The 13,356-nt window shown below is 40.0% G+C and carries 11 protein-coding genes, 2 tRNA genes and 1 rRNA gene; 6 read left to right on the top strand and 8 right to left on the bottom strand.

Going from position 1 to position 13,356, the window contains the following annotated elements; translation table 11 throughout:
* Positions 1-27 precede the first annotated feature (27 nt).
* The 3 genes from BMY70_RS28570 to BMY70_RS28560 form a co-directional block, all read right to left on the bottom strand.
* Positions 28-1,134 (bottom strand): efflux RND transporter periplasmic adaptor subunit, encoded by a 1,107-nt coding sequence (locus tag BMY70_RS28570; RefSeq protein ID WP_090341533.1) that lies wholly within the window; start codon positions 1,132-1,134, stop codon positions 28-30.
* Positions 1,135-1,286: 152 nt separating this feature from the next.
* Complete coding sequence (locus tag BMY70_RS28565; RefSeq protein ID WP_090341530.1) at positions 1,287-2,537, bottom strand: chorismate-binding protein; 1,251 nt, start codon at positions 2,535-2,537, stop codon at positions 1,287-1,289.
* A 57-nt stretch (positions 2,538-2,594) separates the two neighbouring features.
* A complete protein-coding gene (locus tag BMY70_RS28560; protein WP_090341528.1) occupies positions 2,595-3,020 on the bottom strand; it encodes a hotdog fold thioesterase in 426 nt (141 codons plus the stop codon).
* A gap of 85 nt (positions 3,021-3,105) precedes the next feature.
* On the opposite strand from BMY70_RS28560, the gene BMY70_RS28555 reads away from it, so the two are divergent.
* From BMY70_RS28555 to BMY70_RS28540, 4 genes are all read left to right on the top strand, one after another.
* Positions 3,106-3,750: a histidine phosphatase family protein gene (locus BMY70_RS28555; protein WP_090341526.1), complete on the top strand. Its 645-nt coding sequence runs from the start codon at positions 3,106-3,108 to the stop codon at positions 3,748-3,750.
* A gap of 110 nt (positions 3,751-3,860) precedes the next feature.
* On the top strand, positions 3,861-4,913 hold the full coding sequence (locus BMY70_RS28550) for a sensor histidine kinase (RefSeq protein WP_090341524.1): 1,053 nt from the start codon (positions 3,861-3,863) through the stop codon (positions 4,911-4,913).
* A gap of 104 nt (positions 4,914-5,017) precedes the next feature.
* Positions 5,018-5,752, top strand: coding sequence for a LytR/AlgR family response regulator transcription factor (locus BMY70_RS28545; RefSeq protein ID WP_090341522.1), 735 nt, complete (start codon positions 5,018-5,020; stop codon positions 5,750-5,752).
* 87 nt (positions 5,753-5,839) lie between these two features.
* Positions 5,840-6,643, top strand: a complete 804-nt coding sequence (locus BMY70_RS28540) for a PdaC/RsiV family protein (RefSeq protein WP_090341520.1) — start codon at positions 5,840-5,842, stop codon at positions 6,641-6,643.
* Between the two features lies 1 nt (position 6,644).
* Here BMY70_RS28540 and radC read toward each other — a convergent pair whose 3' ends face one another.
* The 4 genes from radC to BMY70_RS28520 form a co-directional block, all read right to left on the bottom strand.
* On the bottom strand, positions 6,645-7,349 hold the full coding sequence (radC, locus tag BMY70_RS28535; RefSeq protein ID WP_090341518.1) for a RadC family protein: 705 nt from the start codon (positions 7,347-7,349) through the stop codon (positions 6,645-6,647).
* Between the two features lie 52 nt (positions 7,350-7,401).
* Positions 7,402-8,901, bottom strand: coding sequence for a tetratricopeptide repeat protein (locus BMY70_RS28530; protein ID WP_229209815.1), 1,500 nt, complete (start codon positions 8,899-8,901; stop codon positions 7,402-7,404).
* 242 nt (positions 8,902-9,143) lie between these two features.
* Entirely contained in the window at positions 9,144-9,890 is a 747-nt protein-coding gene (locus tag BMY70_RS28525; RefSeq protein WP_090341516.1) for a zinc ribbon domain-containing protein, read from the bottom strand.
* A gap of 104 nt (positions 9,891-9,994) precedes the next feature.
* Entirely contained in the window at positions 9,995-11,095 is a 1,101-nt protein-coding gene (locus tag BMY70_RS28520; protein WP_090341514.1) for a Nif3-like dinuclear metal center hexameric protein, read from the bottom strand.
* A gap of 160 nt (positions 11,096-11,255) precedes the next feature.
* Between BMY70_RS28520 and BMY70_RS28515 the strand changes: the two genes are divergently transcribed.
* Positions 11,256-11,332: transfer RNA gene (locus tag BMY70_RS28515), tRNA-Asp, on the top strand.
* A 25-nt stretch (positions 11,333-11,357) separates the two neighbouring features.
* Positions 11,358-11,431 (top strand) — tRNA-Asp (locus BMY70_RS28510).
* A 1,833-nt stretch (positions 11,432-13,264) separates the two neighbouring features.
* Here the strand turns inward: BMY70_RS28510 and rrf are convergent.
* Positions 13,265-13,356 (bottom strand): 5S ribosomal RNA (rrf, locus tag BMY70_RS28505); the annotation flags it as partial.

The following is a 13,356-nucleotide window of genomic DNA, read 5'->3' as shown; positions in this document are numbered from 1 at the left end:
TCAAAAGAATGGGCACCTTTTTGCCTTTTATTCGGCTGATGTATTCAGGTTTTTTACTGCTCTCACTTTCACTGGCGCATCGGGACGGGCGAACAATACCCCGGAAACAACTACGGAATCTCCAACATTTATACCTTTTGTAACTTCAACAAAGTCCGCTTTGCGAACCCCCGTTTCTATCGTAACAAAAGAGGCTTTACCTCCTTTTACTACAACTGCCTTTTTATTTCTTGATTCAGGAATAATACAGTTGGTCGGAATTAAAATACTGCTTTTCTGAGCACCCGCATTGAGGTAAACTTTTGCAAATGAACCCGGGTTGAAAGATGCCCCACCCAAACTTGCTCTCACCGTAATATTTCTCGTACTCTGATTTATTTGCGGTTCGGTTGCTATAACCGTCGCTTTTTGAACCGTTCCTTTTTGATCTATCACAACATCCACCGTTCCGCCTTTCGTTACAAACGACTGATATACTTCGGGAACCGTAAAATCTATTCTCAGATTATTCAGCTGCTGCATGCTGGAAATAACCGTCGTCGGCGAAACATACGTGCCTTCACTTACTTTTCTTAATCCTACAATTCCTGTAAACGGAGCACGAACAATTGTTTTGTCAATCAAAGCCTGCTGATACACAATGTCAGCGCGATATGAATTGGAAGTATTGATTGCCAAATCATAATCAGCCTGATTAACTCCATTCACAGCAATAAGTTTGGCGAGCCTTTCTTCCGTTTTGATGGCCATGTCCAGCATCACTTTCGATTTTTCAAGCTGTGCTGTCAGATCCGCATTATTGATACGGGCAATGACAGTACCCTTCTGAATTGTTTTTCCTTCCGGCACATTCAGATAGGTTAACAAGCCGCTGACTTCCGGTCTCAATTCCGCAAATTCATTAGCAACGACGGTACCGTTCACCTCAACTTTGTCACTTACGCTTTCACGCGCTGCAATAATTACATCAACAACGGTCGCGTCAGATTTACCTTTATCTTGTTTGAACTTGTCTTTTTTCTCTCCGCACGACAAAATAAATGTGCAGAAAAAAGTCAGAATGAGAGGAGAAAAAATGGTATTAACTAAAAAAGACCTACGAAAAAAATTTGGTCTGGAAAGGTTACGATTCATAAATTAGTACTATTTCAGGGTATTTTAGAATTTTTATTTCGTTAGGAATAGTTAACACCCACAAAACGTGATCGTTTGGTGGATGCTATGTAAAGGTAATACGCCTTAGATAGTTTTCTACTATAAAAGTTTAATGGAGGATTGTAATTTTTTTAAAAATCTTTTCCAATGACTTTCAAAAGAGTTTCACATTTTAGCTCAGTTTCTTCCCATTCTCTTTCAGGAATGGAGTCCTCGGTGATTCCTGCACCCGCATAAAACGTAGCAATGCCATCTTTCAGGCGCACTGTACGAAGATTTACAAAAAGATTTGAGTCGCCTTCGACCTGAACTGGACCCAGGAACCCGCTATAAAAAGAACGGTCGTATCCTTCAATATCTGTTAAAAATTGAAGACTCGGAATTTTGGGAACCCCGCAGACCGCGGAAGTAGGATGAAGCAGACGAAGCATGACCGAAGATAATTCAGGAAAATTCAGTGCATTTGTATCCACTTCGAAATCAGTCCTAAGATGATAAAGATTTCCAGCCAACACGGTTTTCGGACCTGTCTCGAGATATTCTCTTAATCGTATTTTTTTGAAACACTCAATGATATAACGACTTACCAGTGCCTGCTCTTCAATTTCTTTTTCGCCCCAGCGGATATCAAATTTGGGAATAAGATTTCCTTCATCGTCTTTCGCTTTCTGAGTTCCGGCCAATGACATCGTTTTGAAAATTCCTTCTGATTTTTGATGAACCAGCACTTCCGGACTCGCTCCAAGCCATAATTCTTTTTGATCAGGCAAAATGACCAGGGAGACAAAAGCATGGGGATAAGCTTTGGCAAGTTTTTGGAACGCTTTTGCAGGTTGAAACTGGTCTGTATAAACAAGTTTTTTTGTTCTTGATAAAACAACTTTATGAAATTGTTTCTGTTTTATAGCGGCGACGGCCAACTCCACAGTTCTTTCGAACCGGGCTTTGGTATCCTGATCAGGTAATGAAGCGAGTAAACCTGTTACATTTACAGAAGATTCTGCAACGGTATTTCTTTTTATACCAGACGCTTTTTCAATCAACTTGACAATTTCCGGATGCTCTTCGCCAAGCTTATTGTCAACATGATCCAGTTGTCCGTTTTCTGAATAGAACGCAATGATATCTCCTTCCATATAAAGAATATCGTCCTGCTCCTTCCAATGAAAAGGACTAATCATAAATCCGGAAGAAAGTTTTTCCAAATCCGGCTGACAATTCCGAATACCATCCCGGATTGATATAAGCAATTTGATTTCACCGGTATGCGGAAGTTTCCATAACGCACAGGGAAACCCCAACTCTTTTGCCGCCGACCAAAGTTCCTCTGCCTCAAACTGTTCTAAAATAGACTGGGCAGCATTTATATGTGTTGAAATCATTAAAATAAATCTATTACAGGTTGCTACCCGCTTGTAATATCAATTTTACAAAATAAATTAACGATTTGCGCTCACAATTGCGACTGTCAGCCGGCTGATGCAAACCAGTTTATTTTCTTCATTCGTAATTTTAATATCCCAGATATGTGTCGTTCTTCCGACATGGATCGGCGTTACCTTTCCATAAACAAACCCTTCTTTGGCTGACCTCAAATGGTTTGCATTTATCTCCAAACCGACTGCATGCTGATTGTCGGGATCTTTCAGACATAAGAACGAAGCAATGCTCCCCAAAGTTTCTGCAAGAACAACAGAAGCTCCGCCATGCAAAATTCCGAAAGGTTGATGTGTCCGATGGTCCACCGGCATTTTAGCAACAATATAATCAGTTCCAATTTCAGTGAATTCAATTCCTAAATGACTGGCAATGGTATTTTTACTAAAAGATTGAACTGCATCAAGTGAAATGGATGTTGTGAACATATCTAAAAATTATATAAATTTGTACCTGCTATATTAGTCAAAAACAAGGTATTTGCAAAAATAATATTTAAATAATACAATTATTTTGAAAAGAAAGTCTATATATCTCATTCGCCACGGTGAAACTGATCTAAATCGTCAGGGAGTAGTACAGGGAAGCGGCGTAGATTCTATGCTGAATGAATGGGGAGAAGCGCAAGCGGCTGCTTTTTTTAATGCTTACCAACACGTTCCGTTTGACAAAATATATACTTCAAATTTGCAGCGGACACAACAGTCGGTCCGTGGTTTTATTAACCAGGGAATTCCTTTCGAGAAATACGAAGGGCTGAACGAAATTTCCTGGGGAACGCGTGAAGGCAAAGAGCCAAACACAGGCGATACTTCCTATTACCGTGACCTTGTGCTGGCCTGGAAAGGTGGTGATTTTAATCGTGCTGCCGATGGCGGAGAAAGTCCGATCCAGGTACGCGATCGCCAGATCCCGGTGATCGAAACAATTCTATCTCGTCCGCACGAAAGAAATATCCTGATTGCCATGCACGGGCGGGCGATGCGCGTTTTGCTTACAACACTTTTCAAACAACCGTTGATCCATATGGACGATTATGAACACAGCAATCTTTGTTTGTACCGCATCAATTATTCTTACGATACGCAGCGTTTTGAACTCGAAGTAAAAAACGACACGACCCACTTACTTTCGCTGGAAATACCTCAGACCTTTTAATAGACCGCTTGTATAGGCGCAATTCCTTTGATGTATTTATAACGGAAAGCTGGCAACGGTTCTATATTTTTGTGGAATCGTTGTGAACAATCTGCTGTAAACTTTAACGCATGTCCAAAAGGAAAATTTACTGGACCTTACAAATTGTAGGCTGGACAACACTGATCATGTATGAATTCGTGTTGTACACGCTTGAATATGGATTTGATCTGAGCAATTTATATAGCAGCCTTGCCAACATACTTCTCGGTATCACGCTGACGCATTTATACAGATTAGTTATTCGTCGGTGGAACTGGTCAACTTTACCACTTCCTCGTCTGGCGCTTCGGGTTGGTCTTTCCGTTTTGTTTTTAGGACTTATCATGACGGTAGTGAATCTTCCCCTCGACAAAAAGATCCTGGAAGAAAATCTCATGAACCAGCCTTTCGTTTTTTGGAATTACTATGCCGGCTGGTGTAAAAATTTGACGGCCTGGATTCTTTCTTATACCGTTTACCATTATGTTGAACAAAACCGCTTGACGGATTTTGAAAAAATAATGCTGAAAACCTCGATGCGCGAGGCAGAAGCAAAGGTGTTGCGGTCACAGCTTAATCCGCATTTTACATTCAATGCTTTAAACAGTATCCGGGCACTGGTTTATGAAGACCCTTCAAAAGCTCAGATCAGTATCACGCAGTTATCCAATATTTTACGAAATTCGCTTCTGGCAGATCGCCGGAAAACAGTAGACTTACAGGAGGAGCTGAAAACGGTTGAAGATTATCTTGAACTTGAAAAAGTCCGGTATGAAGATCGGCTAAAATACACGATCAAGTCAAATCCGCAGGCTGTTTACTGGCAGGTACCACCCATGATGTTGCAAACGCTTGTTGAAAATGGTATCAAACATGGTGTCTCAAAAGAAATGCACGGCGGATTTCTGGATGTAACATCTGATATCGAAGATGATATTTTGATTATAAAGATCCGTAATACGGGGAATCTGGAAGGAACAGATTCTGGTGGAGTCGGACTAAAAAATACAGCTGAGCGACTTTCAATTTTGTACGGAAAAGGCGCATCATTTAAAATATTTCAGGAGACAGAAGGTGTCGTTTGTTCCGAAGTACGAATCCCCACACTTTCCGATCAAATGCAGCTTTTGCAGGTCGACTAATTTGGCTTTAACGTAAGAAGAAAACTATCTTTGCAAGTCACCGATTGTTAAAATCAAGTAACGATTCAAGATCTTATTTTATAAAATAATCCCCGAAAACCGCCATGAGAACGCTTATTGTTGATGATGAACGCCTAGCAAGAAATGAACTGAAAAGATTACTTGAACCGTATACAAAAATTGAAATCATCGGAGAAGCTGCCAACGCGGAGGAAGCGCTGGTGATGATCGACGAGCTGCAGCCCGAATTGCTATTTCTGGATATTCAAATGCCTGGTAAAAATGGTTTCGAACTTTTATCTTCTATTGAAGGAAAAACTCCGGAAGTGATTTTTACAACGGCGTATGATGAATATGCTATTAAAGCATTCGAATATAATGCGCTTGATTATTTATTGAAACCAATTGACAACGACCGTCTGAAAGAGACGATCCATCGTATTGAGGAAAATCAGGCCCTGCCGGAAGTATCGACTGCAAATAACGAACGTATTGAAAAAATTCTCGGCGAAAACGATCAGGTTTTTGTTAAGGATGGTGAAAAATGCTGGTTTGTGAAACTTGGAAAAATCCGCTTGTTTGAATCGATGGGAAATTATGTGCGTCTGCATTTCGATGATCAGAAACCATTGGTATTAAAATCGCTTAACAATCTGGAAGAAAGACTTGACCCGGGAACATATTTCAGGGCAAATCGTAAGCATATCATAAATTTGCACTGGATTGAAAAAATAGAGCCCTGGTTTAGCGGAGGGCTTTTGGTAACGCTTCAGGGAGGAGACAAAATTGAAATTTCCCGCCGTCAGGCAATCCGTTTCAAGGAATTAATGAGTCTTTAACATAACATTGGCATAAGTTTTAAGCCTGCATTCGTGGCTTAATGCTTATGCCTTTTTTAAATTTTTACTTCATCAACCTCAAATCTCATGCGCGTTTCTCACTTTTTCTCATTACTAGCCGTTGTTTTTTATACTTCTTGTACACCGTCCTCGAAAAAAGAGGAGGTAGTTACGATAAAAAGGGATGGAAAATTCAACAATATTGACTTAGGGAAATGTGATACAATAAGTGGCGGTGTGAGTTTAAAAGTCAATGTATGGGAGCCCGTAGCCACAGATTCGCTTTATTCTGAAATCCATTCTTTCCTTGACAAAAAAATCATTGACAGAATAAACGATAATGCTGATTTAAGTGGCAATCCTCCCAAACCCGGATCGGACAAAACCGTAGAATCTGCATTTGCAATTTTTAATAACAACTATAAAAAATTCAAAGCTGATTTTCCTGAGGCTCCCGGATGCTGGGAAATCGAACTGAAGGGAGATACAGTCATGACTTCCCCGAAAATTATCCAATACCAGTTCGACCACTACGCCTTTCTGGGTGGGGCGCATCCAAATAGTTTCCGGTCTTACTATATTTTTGATGCGAAAACAGGACAGGAGAAAAATAGTAAAGCATTTGTGTCTGATACTGTCGCCTTGCTGAACAAGGTTGAAAAAGCGTTCAGAAAACTGGAAAATCTTGCTGACACCACCAATCTGGAAGGTGCCGGATATTTTTTATCGAACCATAAATTTTCCCTGCCAGCCAACTATGCTTTTACAAAGGAAGGTATCTTTTTTTATTACAATCCTTACGAAATTGCTGCTTATGCAAGGGGAGATATTTCATTTACAATTCCGTACAGTGAGCTGGAAGGCATTGTTAAAAAAGAGCTCATCTTTTAGATCAGAAAATACCGTCATCTACAAAACTTAAAAATCCTTTATCAGTAAAAATAACGTGATCGAGAATAGGGAGATCCAGTACCTGCCCTGCTGCTTTCAGTTGAGCGGTCAGGCTGATATCGGCCAGACTGGCTTTTAACTGACCTGACGGGTGATTGTGAACGAGCACGATACCGCTCGCTTTGTATTCCAACGCATAATTAAAAACCATTTTAGGGTCGCAAACCGTTCCTGAAATTCCACCAACACTGACCGCCATCGATTTAATTACGTCATTTGCCCGATTAAGAAGTACAATCCAAAATTCTTCATGGGCTTTGTCCATTAAATGCTGCTTCATTTCGGCATAGATATCATGTGAAGATTTAATATGCCTCTTTTGATTATCTATCAAATCTGTTCTTCGACGCCCGAGTTCTAATGCCGCGATGATGGTAATGGCCTTGGCTTCGCCGATACCCTTATTTTTCATGAGCTCCTTAACACCCTGACGCGCAAGTTCGCTGATATTGTTATTGACAGAATTCATAATCCCTTTGGCAACATCGACAGCGGAAAGTGAAACTGTGCCCGAGCCAATTAGAATAGCAATCAATTCAGCGTCGGACAACGCAGCTCTGCCTTTCAGCAGAAGTTTCTCGCGCGGGCGATCCTCCTCTGCCCAGCTTAATATTTTTCTTGGGTTGTAAGAATTGTCTTCTGACATAGGACTTTTTATTCCTATGACGTTAAAAAGAAAATAAGTAATGAGAGAAGTTTTACTGGCCCAACTCAGTCAATGCAGCCTTGGCTTTATTATCTATGCTATTTTTGTACTCATGTTTTTTGTAAGCCATCGCCTTTTTGAAATAATTTACGGCAACAGAATTCTGTTTTTTGTCACGCATGATATAGCCCATTTGAAGCGCAGCAGAAGGCCCAAAAGTAAATGAAGTATTTTGCGTCAAAAAGATCGCGCGGTCATAATACGGTATACATCTCTCAATTTGGTCCATCTTTTGCAGAATTCTGCCTTTTCTGTAGTTCAGTTCGGCTTTGTCACTTATGGTAGTGAAAGACTTTTCCGTATAGTTATCAATAAAGTCCCAAGCCTCCGGCAAATATCCTCCATCGGTTGAATAACGGGCTTTATAGAGAATTTTCTGTTCAGGCAAAAGCCTGCCGTCTTCATATTCATCCGCCAGTCTTAAAGCAAATTTATCACCTTCAATGATTGTACTACCTGTCGTGGCGGCCAGCTTCATATATTGGGCCGCATCTGCATCACGATTGGCCAGCCATCGGCTCATAAAAAGTTTCAAATTACTGTCTTTGATATAATTAAAGCCCTTATATCTTTTCTGGAACTTATTGTAGAAGAAATATGCGATGTCGTATTTTCCTTTTTGAAGTGCGATTTCTCCTCTTAAATAATCAAGAAAAGGGAAGTCGATATATTCATCGCCACTAGGTCCGTGATTCAGGAAATGGAGAGCTTCTTCACTTCTGCCTTCTTTCATCAGAATCGTAGTCGCAAAGAAATGAAGCAACAGATTGTCCGGTTGATTTTTAGGTAATTGTTTCAATAGAGCACGCTGCTCATCACTCAGTTGTAAAGTATAGGCATGCAGCAAAAGATCAATAAGCTGGGTTTCCTGCTGGAAGAATGGCTCCTCACGCTGAACCAGCTGAATCTCTTCGATTCCCTGTTTTATATTTCCTTTTAATCCAAGAATTTTTGTCACCCAGGTATAATTATCAGGTACCGAGCCAATAAGCACATGCAGCAGACCTAACGTTTTTAAAGTCGGTCTGAAAGTTGGAAAACGTTTTTTGTTTTCTTCAGCGATACGATAAGCTTTTATAACATCCCAGGATGCACCACCTTCATTACCAAACTTCATTTTGATAAAAGCCCAGTGAAGCCGGATCTCAGCTTGAAAAAAACGTTTGTAAGGTGATGTATTTGGGAGTTTTGCCAGTGCGGCGAGCCTTAAATCTTCCCGCTCGCTCCAGGCCTTAAATGCTTTTTTATCCTCGCTGATCAACAGGTAATGAAGATCAGCATAGTTGTCAAGGTACTGAATAAGTCCGTTGGCAGGATTTATTTTTCTTTCCTCCTCAATTAATGCACGCGCAGATTCAAGTTTTAATTTCTGAATATCAAAATAGGCACGTTGTAGTTTTTGTGTAAAAATTACGTCATTGATTGCGTCATCTGCCTTGGTTTGCAGTGTAATCAGAAGTAAGATGGCTATTAAAAAGCGTGAAATTTTCAATGGGAGTTGCCGATGGTTAATACTATTGCACCGCAGATACCGGAAGGTCCAGGATAGCGACCACAAATTTAAGCACAGAATTTTTAGGAATTCAATTCCGGGTTAGGTTAGAAGGCTTAAATAAATTCGAGTCGGGCAAATGTTAAAAGCTTGCCTCAAACAAAATAAAGGCCTACATCCGAATAAAAATAAAAAGGTTGCCTTACCCAAGACAACCCTTTTATCAAAAATATTTTTAAAGCTTAACGACGTTGGTGAACTGGTTCAACGCTTTCTACGTCAGCTAAAATTCTTCCGCAATGTTCGCAAACGATCAGTTTTTTACGTTCACGAATATCCGCCTGCCTTTGTGGTGGAACGATGCTAAAACATCCTCCGCAAGCACCGCGGGACACATGCACTACTGCCAAGCCGTTCATTGAGTTATCACGAATTTTCTGATAAGATTTCAACAAACGCTCTTCGATTTTTTTAATATGCTTTTCACGTTCGCCTAAAAGTGCTTTTTCTTCAGCTTCGCTTTCGCTTGTGATCAAAGAAAGTTCGCCTTTTTTGGCTTTCAAATCTTCGTTTCTTTCATTCAAAGTAGATTCTGCACGATTTGCATCATCTTCAATCAATCTGATACGCGCTTTGGCTTCGTTGATTTTCTTGTCAGCCAATTGCATATCAAGTTCCTGCAATTCGATTTCTTTTGTGATGGCATCGTATTCGCGGTTGTTGCGAACGTTCATTTGCTGATCTTTGTATTTTTTGATCAGTTTTTCACCATCTTTTTGAGCGCCTTTGAAGTTGTCAATTTCGCTATTTAAAGCAGCGATTTCGCTTTTGAATTTTCCTATTCTCGTTTCAAAACCGATGATTTCGTCTTCCAGATCTCTCACTTCCTCAGGAAGATCGCCACGGGTTTTTCTGATTTCGTCCAGGCTTGAATCAATTTCCTGAAGTTTCAGGAGAGCGTCTAATTTTTGTGCGATTGTGTTTTCCATGTATGTCTTTAATGGACTTGTTTCAATGCGTATTATATGAGTGGGACTTAAACTGAATCTCTTCATTCTACTTGTCCTGTACTTGATTGTCTAAAAAACAGTTTTTAAACAAAATATCGCACCGGATTCGTATTGACTTCTGACAAACAGAGTGCGAAATTACTAAAAATTCCTGATAAATAGTTGTATAATAAATCTTTCGTAAATACTTCGCTCTCAAAATGCCCGATATCACAGATCATTATGCGATTATCGGCGTCAAAAAATTCATGATATTTATAATCTGCCGTTATAAAAACGTCTGCTTTGGCGCGAATTGCGTCTGATAACAGAAAACTTCCTGCGCCTCCGCAGACTGCTACACGCTGAATTTTTTTACTTAAAGGTATCGTATGTTTGATCAAAGAAGCTTGCATACGCTCTTTCACAAAACCTAAAAAATCTTGTGGTTCCATTGGCTCCTGCAATTCCCCGACAGCGCCGGCTCCAATCTCCTGATTTTCATTTTCTAGTGACTGAAGATAATAAGCTACTTCTTCATAAGGATGATTTGCTTTTAAAGCAGCCAGGATAGGCGTTTCTAGGTAGGAAGGAAACATAACTTCAAGGCGGTGTTCAAAAACTTCCTCCTTTATTCCTCGAGATCCGGTCACAGGATTTGCAGTTTCACCTGGCAGGAATGTTCCCGTTCCTTCCGTCCTGAAACTGCAATTTTTATAATTTCCGATCTCTCCCGCTCCTGCATCAAAAAGTGCGTTCAGTACTTCCTGAGAATTTGCAACGGGGACAAAAAACGTCAGTTTAGCAAGTAGTTGTTTTTTAGGAGCTAATATCTTAACATTCTTCAGTTCCAATTTTTCCGCAATTTTCCAGTTAACCCCCTGCACAACATGATCGAGGTTCGTGTGAATTGCATAGATCGCAATATCACTCTTTATGGCTTTGATCACAGTCCGTTCTACATAATTGCTTCCGTTCAGTTTTTTCAACCCTTTAAAAACAATTGGGTGATGTGCAACAATGAGATTACAGTTTCTTTCAATGGCTTCGGCAACTACAGCTTCGGTTACGTCGAGCGAAAAAAGGACTCCCGTAACCTCTGTTTCAGAATTTCCCACGATTAATCCGGCATTATCATAACTTTCCTGGTAAGAAATGGGCGCTAGTTTTTCAAGTTGTTGTGTGATCTGCTTTATTTTTGTCATTTTTTTTTATTTACAACTATTTGATAGCCAGAATGAATTTGGTTTTTTGAAAATTTATTTGCAAATTAACTAACATTTTATTTGCATCAAGTATTGTATTCAAGAATAATAATACTAGTTTTGCACCACAATAACCCGGAACGACGGGGGAAAATAACTTGGTTTGGTAGTTCAGTTGGTTAGAATACATGCCTGTCACGCATGGGGTCGCGGGTTCGAGTCCCGTCCAGACCGCCAAGTTTATTGAAAGATTGAAGCTATTGGTTTGGTAGTTCAGTTGGTTAGAATACATGCCTGTCACGCATGGGGTCGCGGGTTCGAGTCCCGTCCAGACCGCAGATTACATTATTAAAAACCTGTTTAATTAAATTAAACAGGTTTTTTTTATTTAGAATAGTTCTTCAAAATAATCAAACACATATTAATCTAAGCATCTTCTTTCGATCAAATAAAAATTTCTGGATCCTGTTGTATTATTTAGATTTGTATTTTTAATCAAACCTAAATGTTTTTGAGCGTTTCTTACCGCTTATTGATTTAATCTTATCTAAGTTCATAATTGAGAATTACTTGTTGACTGACGTGGAAGTCAGTGGGACGATATCACATCTATCTGGAAGAGAAAAATTACTCAGAAGACGGTCCAAGAAAAGCAGGCTTACGCTCAAGAGAATATTCTCCAACCATTAGACTGCAAGACTTCCCGCTTCGAGTATACAAAGTATTCCTTCAAATCAAATGCCGTAGGTGACTGAAAGCCAAGGCAGTAAAGTAGAATACAGAGATTGGCATTAATTAGCTAAAGGAACGCAGACGACGAGTGAGTTTTCCGCTTTTTAGAAGCGATTGGTGGATATCAGGGCTAATGATTTTTTGAGTATCGGCGGCATTTATGGCGTTGATGGTAAGAATTTGCTACGCCATTACTGTAATCTTCAGAGCTGATTTAAAGTCTGGAATCAACGAGACATGCAAAATAATGGCTTTTTTTATCGCAAGAATTTGGGCCCTGTTTACCAATTTATAAAACTAGCCTATTCGAGGTGAGCTCTATACAATTCTTACCATTAATACTGCAAAGGGCAATTGGAAATATAGTACCAATCGTAGCATGCACCAAAGCCAAAACGGTTATTGCATTATCCATAAAATTCCCAAACCCCAAAGCAAAAATTGACTGAAATCACCCTGGATATTGCTGGTAGTGTGGCGTGGGCCCCGCGAAAATGATCACCGTTATTTTCTTATGGGTGATACGTGCTAACCGACGGTTTCCATATACAGCAATTAGCAATCGATGTCTTATCACAAATGCGAATAAACTTTGTCGGGAAGCACTCGCTCAAGAAAATTATACTATTGATTAGGCTAAATCCGCGGAGACTGAATATTTAGTAGAGAGATTGCCAAACAGAGACAGCTTTAAACAATTCTTGGCACAGAGCAGATATGTACGTTACAAAAGCCAGATATTAAACGGATAATCAAAAAAAGAGCACAATTGATTTCTGAGCGGTTCCCTGACCAAAAAAAGCATATGATCTGGCACAAAAACTTAGTAATATCTTTACTAATGCGACTGACAAGATTTATGGACTAACAGGGCTTGCAAAATGGTTTTGAGCCATTCTATACCGTTCTCAGGTGCATCGAGACTGTTTTAAAAGGTAGTTAATTATTTGTATAACGGAAATACCAATACTTCGGCAGAATCTTTCAATGCGAAGATCAAAGCATTTAGAAGTCAGTTTACAGGGTTTTGTAATGTTGAATTCATCTTTTGTCTAGCTCATTTTTATGCTTATTCCAGGTTAGTACACAACACTTAATTTTGATCCCGGCATTTTTTCCGCTTCTCCACAGGTTTTTGTTCACCAGTCTTATTTAGCGGGCAGACTGCCCGGATTTGACCGCCGTGCGCAGACCTAAGACGACTAGGCGGTAATCATGATTGTAGCTAGGAAAGAGATGATCATGATCAAAAAAAGACCCTCCTTTCGGGATGGTCCTTTAATTTATAATAATATTGTGGCGGATACCTACGCTGCCCGAATTAACTTCTCTGTTCGTGCCGAGGTGGGGTACTACTGGGGCTAAGCGTCTCGGAAGCGGTGCCCACGAACCAAAAAAATCCCATCTTTTAAGAAGATGGGATTGAAATTAATAGTATTGTGGCGGCTACCTACTTTACCAGGTTTGACCCAAGTATCATCGGCGGTTCCGGGCTTAACTTCTCTGTTCGGGATGGGAAGAGGTGAACA

The sequence above is a fragment of the Dyadobacter koreensis genome (assembly GCF_900108855.1).
Lineage (GTDB): Bacteria > Bacteroidota > Bacteroidia > Cytophagales > Spirosomataceae > Dyadobacter > Dyadobacter koreensis.
Note: the sequence above shows the minus strand (reverse complement) of the source record. Positions and strands in the feature narration are given on the sequence as shown.

Coding starts and splice junctions, on each gene's coding strand:
- BMY70_RS28540 (WP_090341520.1), top strand. CDS start 5,840: ATGCGCGTTTCTCACTTTTTCTCATTACTAGCCGTTGTTTTTTATACT.
- BMY70_RS28570 (WP_090341533.1), bottom strand. CDS start 1,134: ATGAATCGTAACCTTTCCAGACCAAATTTTTTTCGTAGGTCTTTTTTA.
- BMY70_RS28560 (WP_090341528.1), bottom strand. CDS start 3,020: ATGTTCACAACATCCATTTCACTTGATGCAGTTCAATCTTTTAGTAAA.
- BMY70_RS28565 (WP_090341530.1), bottom strand. CDS start 2,537: ATGATTTCAACACATATAAATGCTGCCCAGTCTATTTTAGAACAGTTT.
- BMY70_RS28520 (WP_090341514.1), bottom strand. CDS start 11,095: ATGACAAAAATAAAGCAGATCACACAACAACTTGAAAAACTAGCGCCC.
- BMY70_RS28545 (WP_090341522.1), top strand. CDS start 5,018: ATGAGAACGCTTATTGTTGATGATGAACGCCTAGCAAGAAATGAACTG.
- radC (WP_090341518.1), bottom strand. CDS start 7,349: ATGTCAGAAGACAATTCTTACAACCCAAGAAAAATATTAAGCTGGGCA.
- BMY70_RS28525 (WP_090341516.1), bottom strand. CDS start 9,890: ATGGAAAACACAATCGCACAAAAATTAGACGCTCTCCTGAAACTTCAG.
- BMY70_RS28550 (WP_090341524.1), top strand. CDS start 3,861: ATGTCCAAAAGGAAAATTTACTGGACCTTACAAATTGTAGGCTGGACA.